Source organism: Sphingomonas sanguinis NBRC 13937 (assembly GCF_001591005.1).
In the GTDB taxonomy this organism is placed as follows: domain Bacteria; phylum Pseudomonadota; class Alphaproteobacteria; order Sphingomonadales; family Sphingomonadaceae; genus Sphingomonas; species Sphingomonas sanguinis.
In genome coordinates this window covers 22,742-40,006 of record NZ_BCTY01000034.1, presented here as the reverse complement: position 1 = coordinate 40,006, position 17,265 = coordinate 22,742, and the positions used below count along the sequence as shown (strand labels likewise).

Genomic DNA, 17,265 nt, shown 5'->3' with positions numbered 1-17,265 from the left:
TAAAGTCAGCGTCTGTGCCGCCCAAAGAAAAACCCACCGATCCCAAAGGATCGGCGGGTCGAAAGGTATCCGGTCCCTCATCCGCGATGGGAAAGGGAGCCCGGAGGGAGGATGGCTTAGAAACGCACCGCGACCGAGGCCGCATAGGTCCGGCCGTTCTTGTAGAAGGCGGTCGGACGGTCGGGCGTCGCGTTATACTGGTAATAGGTCTCGTCGAGCAGGTTCTGCGCGTTGACCGACAGCGTGATCTCCTTGGTCAGGTTCACACCCGCCGAGAAGTCGAGCTGGCTGTACGGCGCCACCATTTCGCGCGAGCCAAGACGGCCGATTGTGCGGAAATAGCTGGAGCGGTAGTTGTAGCTCAGGCGCGCCTGGAAGATCCCGCTTTCGAAATAGGGGATCACGTTGACGGTGTGACGCGACAGATACGGCAGGTTCAGCGCCGCGCCGGTCGTGTCGACCGACGAGGTCGAGCTGTCCTGGTACGAATAGTTCGCCTGGATGCCGAAGCCGCCCCAGATTTCGGTCTGACCCGAAATCAGCGCGCCATTCACCTTCGCCTTGCCGCCATTGATCGGCTGGTTGACGTTGTAGGTGGTCAGCGCGCCCGCCAGCGTGTTGAAGTACACGGCGTTGGTGCGGGTGTTGATGATGTAGTTCGAGATGTCGCGACGGAACAGCTCGACCGCGACCAGCGAGCCGGCGCGCGGATACCATTCCGCGGTCAGTTCGTAGTTGGTCGACTCATACGGCTTCAGGTTCGGGTTGCCGCCGCCGCCGTCGAGGGTGACGTTGTTGAGCGAGAGCGACGCCGCCAGGTCCTCGTAACGCGGACGCGAGATCACCCGCGCCACCGCACCGCGCACCAGCACCTTCGGGCTGATCGAATAGGCGATGTTCACGCTGGGCAGGAACTTCAGGTAATCGGTGGTGGTGGTGGTGGGCACCGGCACCGGATTGACGAGGTTGCTCTGCGTCACGGCATAGCTGGACTCGTCGCGAGTATAGACCAAACGACCACCGATGTTGCCGCGCAGGCCGCCCTGGTCGAAATTCGCCTGGATGTACGAGGCCATGACGGTTTCGCGCACGCGGGTCGAGGCACCGACCTTGTTGACCAGCGGGCTGTTGATCGCCTTGGACAGGATGTCGATCACCGCCTGGTCGGGCAGGTTCAGATACTGGGTCGCATTGCCCGAACCGCCGGTGCCGTCGAACACGCCGCCCGGGGTGACCAGCGTCGGCACGCCGAACTGGTTCGCGGTCATCGACGTGGTCATGTAGGTGTTGATGCCACGCGCATTGAGCCGGTTGACGTGATCGGTCACGCGGCTGCCCAGCAGGATCTGGGTGAAGGGGCCGAACTCGACCGGGATGGTCGCGTCATAGCCGCCGAAGATGTCGCGGTCGGTCGTGACGCTATAGTCCAGGCCGCCGATCTGCGCGCCGTTCAACTGCTGTCCGTTGATCAGGACCGGGCGGCCCTCGATCGTGGCGAGGTTGTTGTTCGGGTTGGTGAAGTAGTTGGCGGGGTTGGTCGGATCGCCGACATAGTTGACCGTCGCCGACTTCGGCCCGAACGCATAGCTGAACGGCAGCTTGGTCTGCACGTTGAACAGATATTCGGGGTTCCGGCCGCCGGTCGCACGCGACCAGCCGCCCGCGAAGCTGACCTTCGAGCCGTCATCGCCTTCCCAGTCGGCGAAGAAGTTGAGGTTGTCGGTCTTCAGCTTCGACTTGCGGACCAGCGTGTCGAGCTGCGACGACTGGTTGGTCGCGGCGCCGAAGCTGGCCGAGTTGACCACGCCGTTGCTGACATTGGCAGTCTGCAGCACATTGCCGGTCCAGGCGACCGGGATGGTGTACATCGACTGGCTGTAGTTGTTGTAGTTGCCGTCGATATGCAGCCCGTTCAGGGTCAGCGTCAGGTTGGGGGCTGGACGATACTGGATCGTGCCCGACACGCTGGCGCGTTCGCGAGTCTGCTGGAAATAGGCATAGTTGATGCCGAAGGGGGCGACCGCGTTGATCAGGTCGTTCTTAGTGCCGCCGGTGACCGTGGCGTTCGGGTTCAGCAGGATGCCCTGGCCCGAGGCGTCGCGCACGACGTTGCCGTTGGCGTCCTTCTGGAAGAAGTCGGCGCCGCTCTGATAGCCGAAGAATTCGACGCCCGCGCGGGTCAGCTTCTGCTTGTCATAGGTCGCCGCGACCAGGAAGCCGAAATTGTCGGCTTCGTTGTGCCAGCTGTACAGGCCAGACCCGCGGATGTTGCCCTTTTCCGAACGGTCATTGTACGAATAGCCGCCCGAGGCGAAGACCGAGTTGGGGTCGAGGTCGAGCGGGCGACGGGTGCGCACGATGACCGTACCGCCCAGGCTGCCTTCCTCGATGCGAGGTTCCGGCGACTTGTAGACTTCGAGCCGGTCGACCAGTTCGGGGGCGAGCAGCGAATAGTTGAAGGTACGGCTGGAGGGATCGTTGTCGTTGCCGCCCCAGTCTGCCGAAGCCAGCGCATGGCCGTCGAGCAGCATGCGGTTCAGTGCCGGGTCGGTGCCGAGAATGGCGACCTTCTCACCCTCGCCGAAGCGGCGGTCGATGCTGACGCCCGGGATGTGCGACAGCGATTCCGCGACGTTGCGGTCGGGGAACTTGCCCACGTCCTCGGCGGTGATCACGTCGACGACGGCGTTGGCCTCGCGCTTGACGTTGATGGCGTTGCGCAGGCTGCCGCGAATGCCGGTGACGACGACGTCGCCGCTGGCATCGGACTGGTCACTGCTGGGAGCGGTCTGGGACGGCGCGTCGGTCGACGTCGTGGCCGTCTGGGCGAAGGCGGTTCCCTGGATGCCGGCGAGTGCGGTCGCCGTCAGGATCATGCCGCGAAAGCTCAACATGCTGAAATCCCCCCAAAATCATATCGCGCCACCCCGCGCCTGTCTGTCGTTTTGCTAAGGGGAGGACAGGGTGGGGTCCTCCCGCGAAAGATTCTTATACGTATTCTTCAGCTACCAACTTGTAACCAAAATGACATTGGTTCGTAAACTGGAAATATATGACTTTTGGTTCATGGGACCATTGGGCTGGCATATTGTCATGGGTGATGCTTAAATGCCGCACTGGAGAAGCCCTTTGCGGCGGGGGCGGGGAATGGCTCGCACGATATTCAGGGGGTGCTGAGGATGGCGATATCACCGGCCCGGCCAAGGCCGCCGTTGCTGGAAATCTGTGTCGATGATGCTGCCGGGGTTGATGCGGTCGTGGCGGCCGGGGCGGACCGGATAGAACTGTGCGGGGCACTGGGTCTGGGTGGGCTCACGCCGTCCGAGGCTTTGGTCGCCCATGCGGTGGCGTCGGGTATTCCGGTCCATGCGATGGTCCGGCCGCGCGACGGCGATTTCCGGTATGACGCGGCGGATGTCGCCCTGGCCACGGAGGAAATCCGCCGGATGATCGCGCATGGCGTCGCGGGCGTCGTGGTCGGCGCGATGGCGGATGACCGTCGGCTCGACCTGGACCTGCTGGCGCGCTGGCGTGATGTGGCGAAGGATGTCGCGATCGTGCTCCACCGCGCGGTCGATCTGGTGTCCGATCCGGTCGCGGCGGTCGAGGCAGTGGCGGGGCTGGGTTACGATCATATCCTGACCTCGGGCGGCGCGTTGACCGCTGAGCAGGGTGCGCCGGTCATTGCCCGGATGGTTGCGGCGGCGCGCGGGCGGCTGTCGATCATCGGGGGGGCGGGCGTTTCGGCGGACAATGTTGCCTTGCTGATCGCACGGACCGGTGTGGATGCGGTCCATGCCTCGGCCAGCATCCGGGAGCAGTGGGGCGATCCGCGCATTGGCGACATGGGCTTCGCTACAGGACCAAGGCGGCGGACGAGCGTCGAAAAAATCGTCGCGATACGGCAGGAAATCGGAGAGGAATAAAACCCAATGTATGCCAAATATAATACCTATTGCCGCGTTGGTTTTGCTGGGTTAGGCTTATGGATCAAGCGGGGTGTGGCATGAGCGACGCCAGAGCAAAGGGGGATGGCGCGGCCATGACATTCTCGGCGCAGGTGGGTTCCTTTCGGAAAGGCAATCCCGCGCCGTTATACCTCCAGCTTCAGCAGTTGCTGCGCGATGCGATCACCAACAATGTGCTGGCCGAAGACGATGCGATCCCCGCCGAGCGCGACCTGGCGATCGAATATGACGTGTCGCGCATTACGGTGCGCAAGGCGATCGGCGGCCTGGTCGAAGAGGGCTTGCTGACTCGCCGTCGCGGTGCGGGTACCTTCGTCGCCGGACGGGTCGAGAAGAGCTTTTCCAAGCTGTCGTCCTTTTCGGAAGACATGATCGCGCGCGGCCGTACGCCGAGCAGCCAGTGGGTCAGCCGCGCGCCCGGCACCGTCACGCCCGAAGAGGCACTGTCGCTAGGCCTGTCGCCGGGCGCGCCGGTCTATCGTTTCCAGCGCGTGCGCTACGCCGACGAAGTGCCGATGGCGGTCGAGATTTCGACCATCGCCGGCTTCGCGCTTCCCGCGATCGAGGCGGTCGACCGCTCGCTCTACGCCGCGCTGGAGCGCGCGGGCAACCGGCCGGTGCGCGCGCTGCAGCGCCTGCGCGCGGTGCCGTTCGGGGCGGAGCACGCGCGGATGCTGGACGTCGATCCGGGCCATGCGGGCCTGTTGATCGAACGGCGCGGATTTCTACGCGATGGACGGGCGGTGGAATATACCCAGTCCTTCTATCGCGGCGATGCTTATGATTTCGTCGCGGAGTTAACTGATGTCTGATGTGATGACCGCCGGTAGTGCGGGGACCAGCACCCTGATGGGAGCGGAAGCGGGGGAGGCGCCGGCGGCGATCGCCCGGCTGCTCGCGCGCAACGCGCCGACCGTCCGGGCGCTGGCCGAGCGGCTGCGTGCCGCCCCGCCGCCGGTGATCATCACCATTGCCCGTGGGTCGTCGGATCATGCCGCGACCTATGGCAAATATATCCTGGAGACCAAGACCGGCGTGCCGGTCTCGTCGGCTGCGCCTTCGGTCGCATCGATATTCGAAACGCCGATGAAGGTGCGAGGAGCCCTGGTCATCGCCATCTCGCAGTCGGGGCGCAGCCCGGATCTGCTCGCGACGGTCGAGGCCTATCGCGCAGGCGGCGCGCATATCGTCGCGCTCGTGAACGACGAGGAGTCGCCGCTGGCGACTGGCGCCGACACCTTCCTGCCGCTGTCGGCGGGGCCGGAAAAGGCCGTTGCCGCCACCAAGTCCTGCCTGACTGCGCTGGCGGGGCTGGCCCAGCTTGCCGCCGCCTGGGCAGGTGACGAGACGCTGGAGGGCGCTCTTAACGATCTGCCCGGTCAGGTCGAACAGGCGCTCGGGCTCGACTGGTCGTCCGCCGTGGAGGGTTTGCGTGAGGTCAGCCAGATGTTCGTGCTGGGTCGCGGTTACGGTTATGGCGTGGCGCAGGAAGCCGCGCTGAAGCTCAAGGAAACCTGTTCGATCCAGGCCGAGCCGTTCAGCGCCGCCGAAGTGCGCCATGGCCCGATGCGCATCGTCGAGCCCGGCTATTCGGTGCTGGGCTTCGCCACCTCCGACGTGGCGGGCGAGGATGTGAAGGCGGTGGCCGACCAATTCGAGGCGCGCGGTGCCAAGCCGTTCGTTGCGGGGCAGGCGGGTAGCCTGCCGATGGTCGCAGGCCACCCCGCGCTGGAGCCGATTTCGATGCTCGCCAGCTTCTACCGCATGGTCGAGGCGCTGGCGCTCGCCCGTGGCATGGACCCTGACTCGCCGCCGCATCTGCAGAAAGTGACCCGCACGCTATGACCCGCTTCCGTTTCGTCAACGGCCATGTCGCGACCCCGGGCGGCGTTTTGCCGGGTGCGGAGATCGTCGTGGACGGCGACCGCATCGCGTCGATCGGCGCGGTGGAGGGCTCTACTGACGCGATCGACCTGAACGGCGGCTGGGTCGTGCCCGGCTATATTGATACGCAGGTCAATGGCGGCGGCGGTGTGCTGTTCAACGACCGGCTGGACGTGGACGGCATTGCGACCATGGCGGCGGCACATGCCGTCTATGGCACCACCGCGATGCTGCCGACCCTGGTCAGCGAGACGCCGGACAAGATCGCCCGCGCGCTCGATGCGATCGACGAGGCGATCGAGGCGAAGGTGCCCGGCATCGTCGGCATCCATGTCGAAGGGCCGGTGCTGAACCCGGCGCGCAAGGGCATCCACGATCCGGTGCGTTTCCGCGATCTGGACGATGACATGGTCGCCGTCCTGACCCGCCCGCGCAAGGGCAAGGTCATGCTGACCATCGCGCCCGAGCGGGTGCCGCTGGATACGATCAAGCGACTGGTCGCGGCGGGCGTGTTGGTCAGTGCCGGTCATAGCGAAGCCAGCTATGAACAGGCGATGGCGGCGTTCGATGTCGGTCTGTCGGGCATCACGCATCTCTATAACGCGATGCCCGCGATGCAGCAGCGGGTGCCGGGTCTGGCGGGCGCGACGCTCGACGATCCGCGTCCCTATTCCGGGCTGATCATCGACGGCTTCCACGTCTCGGCGCCGATGCTGCGTCTGGCGCTGAAGGCGCGGCCATTCGACAAGCTGATGCTGGTCACCGATGCCATGTCGTCGGTCGGTGCGGTGGAGAAGGACTTCGTGCTGCACGGCCGCCCCATCACGGTGTCGGGCGGCAAGTGCGTCAATGTCGACGGCACGCTCGCGGGCTCGGACCTCGACATGGGGGCGGCGGTCGCCAATGCGGTCGAGCAGCTGCGCATCACGGTCGATCAGGCGGCGGTGCTGGCCGCGACCAATCCGGCGGCGTTCCTGGGTCTGTCCCATGAGCGCGGGGCGCTGGCTCCCGGCCTGCGCGCCGACTGGGTCGTGCTCGACGCCGCGCTCAAGCCGGTCGAGACGCGGATCGCGGCGGCGGAGCCGGTCGCGGCATGACGGTCGCGCGCCGCGACCTGCTGCTGGGCAGTGCCGTGGTGGGGCTGGCGGGCGGCATCGCGCCTGTCCGGGCCTTTGCCGCCAAGGGCAGTCCGGTGGACGGCACGGGCGCGCTCCCCATGCCCGCTCCGACGAACGTGCTTCCCGCCGCCCTGCCGGTGCAGGATGCCGCGCGCGTGCTGATGGATCGCGGCTGGCTGTTCCATGAGGGCGATATCGAACCCGCCCCGCTCGACAGCCACAATGCCACCTATATCTCGGTCAAGGCCGGGAATGCGCGCGGCGCGGCGGCGGTCGATTATGACGACAGTGACTGGCAGGCCGTCGAGCTGCCGCACGACTGGGCCTCGTTTCAGCCCTTCGTGAAGACCGCCAATGTCGCGCAAGGCTATAGGCCGCGCGGCATCGGCTGGTATCGGCGCAGCTTCCGGCTCGACCCGGCGCTTCAGGGGCGGCGGATCGAGTTGGAGTTCGGCGGCGTCGCCACCTTCGCGACCATCTGGGTCAATGGCAGCGTCGTGGCCCATAATTTCTCCGGCTATAACGCCATCCGTATCGACCTGACGCCGTTCGCGCGGTTTGGCGACGAGCCCAATATCGTCGCGGTGCGCGTCGATGCCGAGGCGATGGAGGGCTGGTGGTATGAAGGCGCTGGTCTTTACCGCCATGTCTGGCTGGCCGATTACGCGCCCGTGTCGATCGCGACCGACGGCGTGCACTGCGATCCGCGCAAAGCGGACGATGGTTGGCACATCCCCATCACCGCCACGCTGACCAGTATCGCGCCTGTCGACAGCGCCGTCACGGTCGAGGCGCGGCTGCTCGATCCGCAGGGCAAGGTCGTCGCGCAAGGTCAGGTGCCGGCAAGCGTTCGGTCGCTGGACGAGGCAAGCGCCACTCTCGATCTGCGCGTCACCGATCCCATGCTCTGGTCGATCGAGCAGCCGACGCTCTATACGGTCCAGGTCCGGCTGCTGCGCGAAGGGCAGGTGGCGGACGAGCGGCGCGTGGCCGTGGGTTTCCGCACGATCCGGTTCGATGCGGCCCAAGGCTTTTTCCTCAACGACAAGCCCGTCAAGCTGAAGGGCGTCTGCCTGCATCAGGATCATGCGGGCGTCGGCACCGCCATCCCGGATGCGCTGATCGGCTGGCGGCTGGAGCGGCTGAAGGCGATGGGCTGCAACGCGGTGCGGTCCAGCCACAATGCGCCGACGCCGGAGCTGCTCGACTGGTGCGACCGGCTGGGTCTGGTCGTCATGGACGAGAACCGGCAGTTCAATCCGGCGCCCGAATATCGCGCGCAGCTGGAATGGCTGGTCCGCCGCGACCGAAACCATCCTTGCGTCATCCTGTGGTCGGTCTTCAACGAGGAGCCGATGCAGGGCACGCCCTCTGGCGTCGAGATGGTCAAGCGGATGGCGCATTGGGTCCGCGCGCTGGACGACAGCCGGCCAGTGACGGCGGCGATGAACGGGGCCTTCTTCGATCCGGTCAATGTCGCGCAGGTCGTCGATGTGACCGGGTTCAATTACTATCAGGGCGATTACGACCGCTATCACCGGCTGAACCCGACCAAGCCGATGACCAGTTCCGAGGACACCAGCGCCTTCATGACGCGCGGTGCGTTCGAAAGCGATCCGGCGCGGCATATCGCGTCGAGCTATGACGACGAGGCGGCCAGCTGGGGCGCGACCCACCGGGCGGCGTGGAAGGCCATTGCCGACCGGCCGTTCGTCGCGGGTGGCTTTGTATGGACCGGCTTCGACTATCATGGCGAGCCGACGCCCTATGAATGGCCGACGATCGCCAGCTTCTTCGGCATCATGGATCTGTGCGGTTTCCCCAAGACCGCCTTCGATATCCACCGCGCCGCCTGGGTCGATGACCGGCCGGTGGTCGCGATCGCGCCGCACTGGAGCTGGCCGGGGCGCGAGGGCAAACCGGTCAAGGTCATGGTCCTGTCCAATGCCGAGCGCGTCGTCCTTCGCCTGAACGGCAAGACGATGGGCGAGGCGGCGGTCGACCGTCTGATGGGCAATGAATGGACCGTGCCGTACGCGCCGGGCCGGATCGAGGCGATCGCCTATCGGGGTGGCCAGGAAGTCGCCCGCGCCGCGCATGAGACGGTCGGGGTGCCGGTCGCGCTGCGGCTGACCCCGGCGCGGACCGTCATGGCGGGCGATACCGAGGACGCCCAGGCGATCACCATCGATGCGGTGGATGCCAAGGGGCGCCACGTCCCGACCGCCAACCTGATGACCCGCTTCACCATCGAAGGCGGCGCGATCATCGGCGTCGGCAATGGCGATCCCAACAGCCACGAGCCCGAAAAGGGCAACCAGCGCTCGCTGTTCAACGGCCTGGCGCAGATGATCGTGCGACCCGATACCGGTCGCGGACGGATCACCATCCGCGCGACCGCCGATGGCCTGAAGCCTGCGACGCTCAAGCTCGATCGGCTGGGCGTGGCTCCGCGCGCGCAGGTGCCGGTGGTGGCGGGCGATATGGACGTGCGCGATTGGCGGCGCTCGCCGCTGATGGTCGACAAGCCGTCGCCCGATCTCGCGCCTGCGACCAGCGACAATAATGGTTGGGCCTTTGTCCGGGCGGGCACCCCGACCCCGGCGGAGGGGGCGGGATGGCGTGTCTATCGCACCGTCGTGACGCCGAAGCGGGCCGTTGCGGCACGGGGCGGTGAGATCCGCTTCGCCTCGGTCGGCGGTCTGGCGAGCCTGTGGGTCGATGGCCAGATGGTCGCCGATAAGCGCGATCCCAAGCCCGGCCCGATGACCGCGACCCTGCTCTCGGGCGTGAACAAGCGCATCATCGCGCTGATCGTGGCGGGCATGGGCAATATCGAAAGCGGCCTGCTGGGCCGGGTGACGGTCGCTCCGCGCTGATGCCGGAGGACGTGAAGGAATGCAGCTTGGCGAAAGTGACGTGCGATGAGTGACTGGACCGTTTTTGCGCCGCTCGCCGGCTGGGTGACGCCGCTGGGTGATGTGCCGGACCCGGTGTTCGCCGAAAAGATGCTGGGCGACGGGCTCGCTATCGATCCGGTGAACGACGCGCTGTGCGCGCCGTGCGATGCGACCGTGCTGACCGTGCACGAGGCGGGGCACGCCGTCACGCTGCGAAGCACCGACGGCTATGAACTGATCTGCCATATCGGCGTCGACACCGTGTCGCTGGGTGGCAAGGGTCTGACCCCACAGGTGCACGCGGGCGCGAAGGTGCTCGCGGGGCAGCCGCTGATCCGCTTCGACCTCGACTATCTGGTCCAGAACGCGCCCGCCGTCGTCACTCCGATCATCGTCGCCGATGCCACCCGTTATGCCGTGGAACCGATCGCCAAGGGGCTGGTCGCGGTCGGTGATGCGCTGCTTCGCGTCGTGCCGCTGGCGGCCGAGACGGTCGAGACGGCGGAGACCGGTGAGACGCTGATCGAGGAAACCGTGGTGGCGCTCTCGCACGGCCTGCACGCCCGTCCCGCCGCGCGGCTGGTCGAGGCGGTGCGCCGTCATGAGGCGAAGGTCACGCTCTATCATGGCGACCGTCACGCCTCCGCGCTGAGCGCGGTCGGTCTGCTTGGACTGGGCTTGGGCCATGGTACGACCGTTAGGATCGAGGCGAACGGGGCGCAGGCCGCCGCCGCCATGGCCGAGGTGATCGCCTTTCTGAATGATGCCACGGTCGAGGATACGCCGATCGACGTGCCCGAACCGACGCGGGGCGAGGGGCCGGGGCTGGGCGGCGTGCCCGCCGCGCCGGGCCTTGCGGTCGGGCCGATCCACCGCTTGACCCGCGCTGCTATCCCTGTCGAGACGGTGGCGGAAACGGTCGAGGCGGAACGCACGAAGCTGACCGATGCGCTTGCCCGCGTGCGTGAAGGACTGGCCCAGGCCGCGACCGCCGGTGGCGCGCGCGGCGGGGTGATGGCGGCACACGCCGCGATGCTGGCCGACCCGACGCTGGGCGACGCGGCCCTGGCCGCCGTCGCGCGTGGCCTCAGCGCGGGCGTCGCATGGCAGGAAGCCATCGCCGAACAGGTCGCGGTCCTGATCTCCAGTGGCGACCGCCGCATCGCCGAGCGCGCCGACGATCTGCGCGATCTGGAGCGTCATGTGCTCGCCGCGCTGGCGGGCCTGCCCATCGAGGGGCCGAGCGTGCCGACCGGTGCGATCCTGGTCGCCGAGGATCTGCTGCCCAGCCAGGTCGCCGCGCTCGACGCGGGCGTCGTGGCGGGCATCGCGCTGGTCAAGGGCGGCCCGACCTCGCACGCCGCGATCCTGGCGGCGGGCATGGGCCTGCCCATGGCGGTGGCGTTCGGCGAGCCGCTGGCCGCGCTGGAGGATGGCCGGGTGATCGTGCTCGACGCCGATCGTGGCCTGATCGATCCCGAACCCGATGCGGATACGCAAGCTGGGGCGCGCGACACCATCGCCCGTCGCAAGGCCGAGACCGAGGCCGCCCGTGCCGCCACCGGCCCGTGCCGGACCCTGGACGGCACGCGGATCGAGATGTTCGCCAATCTCGGCTCGGTCGCCGATGCTGAGGCGGCGGTGGCCGAGGGCGCGGAGGGCTGCGGCCTGTTGCGCACCGAATTCCTGTTCCTGGAGCGGGAAACCGCACCGACCCGCGACGAACAGGCCCGCGATTACCAGGCAATCGCCGATGCGCTGGGCGATCGTCCGATGATCGTCCGGCTGCTCGATGTCGGCGGCGACAAGCCCGCGCCGTACATGGACCTGCCCGTCGAGGAAAATCCGGCGCTGGGCCTGCGCGGCATCCGCGTGTCGCTGGCCGATCCGCAATTGCTGGAGGATCAGGTCGGCGCGATCCTGTCGGTGCGCCAGCCATGCCGCATCATGGCACCGATGGTCGCCAGCCTCTCCGAGCTGGAGGCGGTGCGCGCCGTCGTCGAGCGGCAGGGTGGCAAGGCCGAGGTCGGCGTCATGATCGAAACGCCCGCCGCCGCCATTTCCGCCGATATCCTGGCCACCAAGGCCGACTTCTTCTCGATCGGCACCAACGACCTGACCCAATATACGCTCGCCATGGATCGCGGCAACGCGGCGGTGGCGGCGGGGGTCGACGGGCTTCACCCGGCAGTGCTGCGGCTGATCGGCGCGACCTGCGACGGGGCGGCCAAGCATGACACCCCGGTCGGCGTCTGCGGCTCGCTCGCCGCCGATCGTCTGGCAGTGCCGATCCTGCTGGGCCTGGGCGTCACCGAATTGTCGGTGCCGCCCGCCCGCGTCGCTGCGATCAAGGCCCTGGTCGGCAAGCTCGACATGGCGAAATGCCGCGCCGCCGCGATCCATGCGCTGGCGCTCCCCTCGGCGGCGGCCGTTCGTGCGCGCATCACCAATATGCTTCAGGAGATCGGCGCATGAGCTCGCCCATGGCCTCACTTCAATCGCTCGGCCGGGCGCTGATGCTGCCCATCGCGGTCCTGCCGGTGGCGGGTCTGCTGCTGCGCCTGGGCCAGCCGGACCTGCTCAACATCGCCTTCATGGCGAATGCGGGCAATGCGATCTTCGACAATCTGGGCCTGCTCTTCGCGGTCGGCGTCGCCACCGCCTTCGCCCGCGACGGCAACGGTGCGGCGGCGCTGGCGGGCGTCGCCTGCTACCTCGTCACGATCAAGGGGGCCGAAACGCTGATCGTGCCACCCGCAGACCTGACCAAGGGGTTGGCGGCGGATATCGCCGCCACGGTCGAGGCGGCGTGGCGCACCAAGTCGGTCCACAAGTTCGACGTGCCGGTGGGGATCGTCGCGGGCCTGATCGGCGGCAGCTTCTACAACCGGTTCGCCACGATCAAGATGCCGGAATATCTGGCCTTTTTCGGTGGTCGTCGTTTCGTGCCAATCATCTCCGGGATCGCGGGGCTGGCGCTGGCGGGCTTGCTGGGCGTGGCGTTCGGGCCGGTCAATGCAGGCATCGACGGCCTAAGCCAGGGCGTCGTGCAGGCGGGTGGCCTGGGGCTGTTCGCCTTTGGTGTGCTCAACCGGTTGCTGATCGTCACCGGCCTGCACCATATCCTGAACACCGTCGCCTATTTCGTGGTCGGCGATTTTCACGGTAAGACCGGCGACTTGAACCGCTTCTTCGCGGGCGATCCGAGCGCGGGTGCGTTCATGAGCGGCTTCTTCCCGGTCATGATGTTCGGCCTGCCCGCCGCCTGCCTGGCCATGTACCATGAGGCGTTGCCAGAGCGGAAAAAGGCAGTCGGCGGGATGCTGTTCAGCCTGGCGCTGATGTCGTTCCTGACCGGCGTGACCGAGCCGATCGAGTTCAGCTTCATGTTCCTGGCGCCTGTCCTCTATGCCTTCCACGCGATTCTGACCGGCGTGTCGGAAGCACTGATGAACGCGTTGGGCGTGCGGTTGGGCTATACCTTCTCGGCCGGTCTGTTCGACTATGTCATCAATTTCGGCAAGGCGACCAAGCCGCTGCTGCTGATCCCCATCGGCGCGGTCTATGCTTTGCTCTATTATGCGGTCTTTCGCTTCGCCATTCGTCGCTGGAACCTGCAGACGCCAGGCCGTGAGGCCGAGGTTGCGGATGCCGAAGACGAACTGGGCGAGGGCGGTGCGGCCCCGGTCGCGGGTGGGCGCGGTGCGTCCTTCGTCGCCGCGATGGGCGGCAGCACCAATCTGACCGAGATCGCCGCCTGCACCACCCGCCTGCGCCTGATCGTCGCCGATCCGGCCAGGGTGGATGAGCCTGCGCTCAAGCGCCTGGGGGCGCGCGGTATATTGCGTCCGTCGCCCAGCGGTGTGCAGGTGGTGCTGGGCCCGGTCGCCGATACGGTCGCGATGGAGATGCGCGCGGCGATCGAGAGCGGACCGATCGCGGCCACGCGGCACGCGGCACCCGCGTCCGATGCTCCGGCCACCGTGACTTCGGCCACGCCGTCCGGTTCGGGAACGGCGGCCTTGCCCGATGCGGTGGTGAAGGCGCTGGGTGGAACCGGCAATATCGCCGCGGCCAGCCATCATGCGGGACGCTGGCGCATCGTGCTGGTCGATCCGGCCCGCGCTGGTGAGGTGCCGCTCGATCGGGTGCGCGCGACCGTTCGCGTCGCTGACGATACGTTCCATGTCCTAACGGATTAAATTGGTGTCATTTTTGCGTTAGGTGTGTTGCTCGCAAGCAATCAAACGATGTAGGCGAGTGTCACAGTTCGATGAAACACCCCTAGCGCGATAAGGCCGCGATCACGAGGAGGGACAGCTTGCCCACGGAACCCGCGAACAATGCCGACGACAAGCGGCTGTATCGCGCGCCAGCATTGGAAAAAGGCCTCGATATTCTCGAGCTGCTGGCGGCCGAGGAGCATCCTCTGACGATGAGTGCGATCGTCAACCGTCTGGGGCGTTCGACCGGCGAGTTGTTCCGCATGATCCAGGTGCTGGAGCATCGCGGTTATGTCGCGCAGGGCCCGGAAGGCTATGAGATGACGCCGCGCCTCTTCCATCTGGGGCTGAAGCGTCCGCCGGTGCGCAGCCTGATGGAGCAGGCGCTTCCCGAGATGCGCAAGCTGGCGGACGACATCGGCCAGTCCTGTTATCTCGCCATCCCCTCGGGTGCGGCATCGTCGGTGATCGCGCGGATGGAGGCGAGTACCGCGGTCGGTTTTTCGGTCCGCGTCGGTTATCGTCGCCCGCTGCGCGAAACGCCGTCAGGCCTGCTGCTCTACGCCTTTCAGAGCGAGGCGACGCGGCGTGAATGGGAAACGCTGTTCGATCCGCCGCTGTCCGATGTGGCGCGCCGGGAGTTGCAGGACGAGGCCGATGCCTTGCGCGCGCAGGAGTTCGCCCGCGTCGACAGCACCGAACTCCTCGGCATGGTGGAACTGGCGGTGCCCATCATGCGCGGCAACAGGGCCTGCGCGGTCCTGACCGTGCCTTTCATCCGAATCACCGATGCGCTCGTCACCGAGGATGAGGCTCTGGCCCGGTTGCGCCACACCGCTCGGAACATCTCCGAACAGATGATCGGCAGCGACGCCCGTATCTGATCCCGGCTTGTCCCCGGTCGGCTTCGCGGCGATAGAGCCGATGATCCGATTGAACAAATCCGGCGACCCCGACTTTACCGTGCCTGTTGCCGGATCGTCATGCGGGCGATCGGCGGGGCAGGTACGAAGGGGCGATGGGTGCTGCTGAAATATTATAAGGGTTCGCTTCTTTTCACGGCACTCTGCCTTGGCATTGCCGCCTGGTTGGGATTCCAGAGCACCGGCACCTTGCCCGGCACGCTGGGCGTCCTCTGGATCGTGCTGGTTCTAGGCGTGCTGGAAGTGTCGCTGTCCTTCGACAATGCGGTCGTCAACGCGACCGTTCTGCGCGACATGGACGACAAGTGGCGCCACCGCTTCCTGACCTGGGGCATATTGATCGCGGTGTTCGGGATGCGGATCGTCTTTCCGCTCGCGATCGTCGCCATTGCCGCGCATATGGGACCGATCGAGGCGCTGAAGCTGGCGATCGGTGACCCTGTTCGCTACGAGCAGATCATCACCTCGGCCCATATCGGCATCTCGGGTTTCGGCGGCAGCTTCCTGGCCATGGTCGGGCTGAACTTCTTCCTCGACGACGAGAAGGAGGAGCATTGGCTTCCCCTGATCGAACGCCCGCTGGCCGCGCTGCGCAAGATTTCGGGGCTGGCGACCGGCATCGTGCTGCTGGCGCTCTATGGCATCGCGCAGCTTATTCCGGCCGCGGAGGGGATGACGTTCATCACCGCCGGTATCTTCGGCCTGCTGACCTATATCGCGGTCCATGCCATCGGCGTCGTGCTGGAGGGTGATGGCGATGCGGCGACGGGCGCGGTCGCACGGTCGGGCTTTGCCGCGTTCCTGTATCTGGAGGTGCTGGACGCCAGCTTCTCGTTCGACGGGGTGATCGGAGCGTTCGCGCTATCGAACAACCTTTTCATCATCGCGCTGGGCCTGGGCATTGGTGCAATGTTCGTGCGGTCGATGACGATCATGCTGGTCGATCACGGCACGCTCGCGCAGTATCGCTATCTGGAGCACGGCGCCTTTTACGCCATCGTCGCGCTGGCCGCGATCATGCTGCTATCGGTGCGGTTCCATATCCCGGAGACCATCACCGGCCTGATCGGCGCTACGCTGATCGGTCTGGCCTTCTGGGCGTCGGTGCGCAGCAATCGCAAGCATCCCGAACAGGCCGTGATCGAAGCCGACCCGGTCCATCCGTCGGGCAAGCCGATCGGCGATTGAACCGTTGCGCGGACGTGACGATGGAACTCTTTGGCCCGGCGGAGGATTGGCTGTCCGATAGCTGGGTGAGGGATCGAAGCCATGTCCGTGTCCGCCATAGATACCCTGCGCCAGGAGCGGCCGCCCTCGGGCAAGCCGCTGCTGACCGGCCTGTTCCTCAAGGAGCGGGGCCGCGATACCATGACAGCAGAGGATGTCGCGGTGCTGGAGGACAGTATCGACGAGGTACGCTCGATCCCTGCCCGCACTATCGTCATCCGCCGCGACGAGCGTGTCCGTTATAGCAGCCTGCTGCTTGAAGGCGTCATGTGCCGGTACATGGACGATCGGCAGGGCAATCGCCAGATCGTTGCCTTCCATGTGCCGGGCGATTTCGTCGACCTGCATGGCTTTGCGATGCGGCATCTGGACCATGATGTCGCGACGCTAACCCCGGTCCGTGTCGCGCTGGCCGGGCATGACGGGCTAGAGCGGATCGTCGCGGGCTATCCGCGCTTGACCCGGCTCTTGTGGTTCTCGACCCTGCTCGACGCCGCAATGCACCGGGAATGGGTGTTTCGGCTGGGACGGCTCGAGGCCGATGGTCGTGTCGCGCATCTGTTCTGCGAGCTTCATGCGCGGCTGACCATGGTGGATTTGGTCCGCGACGGTAAGTTCCGTTTCCCGGTGACCCAAATCGATCTGGCGGAGGCGGTGGGGATCACGCCCGTCCACCTCAACCGTGTGCTTCGGTCGTTGCGCGAGCGTGGACTGATGACCTTTCGTAGCGGCGACGTGCATATTCAGGACCTGGAGGCGCTCGCCACGCTGGCCGATTTCGACCCCGGTTATCTTTATGGCGGTGGTCCGACCCTCGACAGGATGAGCCGGTGACCGGCCCGGGCATTCCGCCGCAGGTCCACGGTGATGCGGGGATCGCGACCGCGGAGGAGGGGATCGTGATGCTCGACGGCCCCAATGGCGTGGCGGTGGCGATGACCCCTGCCGCCGCGCGCCGGACGGGAGAGGGGCTGGTCGCCGCCGCGCGCCAGGCGGAGGCGCAGATCGCCAATTCCTGATGC

General features: G+C 66.5%; 12 protein-coding genes. 11 read left to right on the top strand and 1 reads right to left on the bottom strand.

Annotation, left to right across the window (positions count from 1 at the left end; translation table 11 throughout):
* Nucleotides 1-116: 116 nt before the first annotated feature.
* A complete protein-coding gene (locus SSA01S_RS13405; protein WP_061780736.1) occupies nucleotides 117-2,894 on the bottom strand; it encodes a TonB-dependent receptor in 2,778 nt (925 codons plus the stop codon).
* Nucleotides 2,895-3,179: 285 nt separating this feature from the next.
* On the opposite strand from SSA01S_RS13405, the gene SSA01S_RS13400 reads away from it, so the two are divergent.
* From SSA01S_RS13400 to SSA01S_RS13350, 11 genes are all read left to right on the top strand, one after another.
* Nucleotides 3,180-3,926, top strand: a complete 747-nt coding sequence (locus tag SSA01S_RS13400) for a copper homeostasis protein CutC (protein ID WP_061780735.1) — start codon at nucleotides 3,180-3,182, stop codon at nucleotides 3,924-3,926.
* 116 nt (nucleotides 3,927-4,042) lie between these two features.
* Nucleotides 4,043-4,780: a GntR family transcriptional regulator gene (locus SSA01S_RS13395; RefSeq protein ID WP_061780734.1), complete on the top strand. Its 738-nt coding sequence runs from the start codon at nucleotides 4,043-4,045 to the stop codon at nucleotides 4,778-4,780.
* On the top strand, nucleotides 4,773-5,813 hold the full coding sequence (locus SSA01S_RS13390) for an SIS domain-containing protein (RefSeq protein WP_240954548.1): 1,041 nt from the start codon (nucleotides 4,773-4,775) through the stop codon (nucleotides 5,811-5,813). Before SSA01S_RS13395 ends, SSA01S_RS13390 begins: the two co-directional genes overlap by 8 nt.
* Nucleotides 5,810-6,949 (top strand): N-acetylglucosamine-6-phosphate deacetylase, encoded by a 1,140-nt coding sequence (gene nagA / locus SSA01S_RS13385; protein ID WP_061780732.1) that lies wholly within the window; start codon nucleotides 5,810-5,812, stop codon nucleotides 6,947-6,949. Before SSA01S_RS13390 ends, nagA begins: the two co-directional genes overlap by 4 nt.
* Complete coding sequence (gene galA / locus SSA01S_RS13380; protein ID WP_061780731.1) at nucleotides 6,946-9,849, top strand: beta-galactosidase GalA; 2,904 nt, start codon at nucleotides 6,946-6,948, stop codon at nucleotides 9,847-9,849. Before nagA ends, galA begins: the two co-directional genes overlap by 4 nt.
* 45 nt (nucleotides 9,850-9,894) lie before the next feature.
* Nucleotides 9,895-12,345 carry a phosphoenolpyruvate--protein phosphotransferase gene (gene ptsP, locus SSA01S_RS13375; RefSeq protein ID WP_061780730.1) on the top strand — a complete coding sequence of 817 codons (2,451 nt, stop codon included), beginning with the start codon at nucleotides 9,895-9,897 and terminating at the stop codon, nucleotides 12,343-12,345.
* On the top strand, nucleotides 12,342-14,072 hold the full coding sequence (gene nagE / locus SSA01S_RS13370; protein ID WP_170171320.1) for an N-acetylglucosamine-specific PTS transporter subunit IIBC: 1,731 nt from the start codon (nucleotides 12,342-12,344) through the stop codon (nucleotides 14,070-14,072). Before ptsP ends, nagE begins: the two co-directional genes overlap by 4 nt.
* Before the next feature lie 119 nt (nucleotides 14,073-14,191).
* Nucleotides 14,192-14,977 (top strand): IclR family transcriptional regulator, encoded by a 786-nt coding sequence (locus SSA01S_RS13365; protein WP_061780729.1) that lies wholly within the window; start codon nucleotides 14,192-14,194, stop codon nucleotides 14,975-14,977.
* Nucleotides 14,978-15,076: 99 nt separating this feature from the next.
* Entirely contained in the window at nucleotides 15,077-16,204 is a 1,128-nt protein-coding gene (locus SSA01S_RS13360; protein ID WP_061780728.1) for a DUF475 domain-containing protein, read from the top strand.
* Nucleotides 16,205-16,285: 81 nt separating this feature from the next.
* On the top strand, nucleotides 16,286-17,077 hold the full coding sequence (locus SSA01S_RS13355; RefSeq protein WP_082795086.1) for a Crp/Fnr family transcriptional regulator: 792 nt from the start codon (nucleotides 16,286-16,288) through the stop codon (nucleotides 17,075-17,077).
* The gene (locus tag SSA01S_RS13350; RefSeq protein WP_058716323.1) at nucleotides 17,074-17,262 is read left to right on the top strand and encodes a hypothetical protein; all 189 of its coding nucleotides are present in this window, start codon (nucleotides 17,074-17,076) and stop codon (nucleotides 17,260-17,262) included. The genes SSA01S_RS13355 and SSA01S_RS13350 overlap by 4 nt, the downstream gene beginning before the upstream one ends.
* Nucleotides 17,263-17,265: the final 3 nt, after the last annotated feature.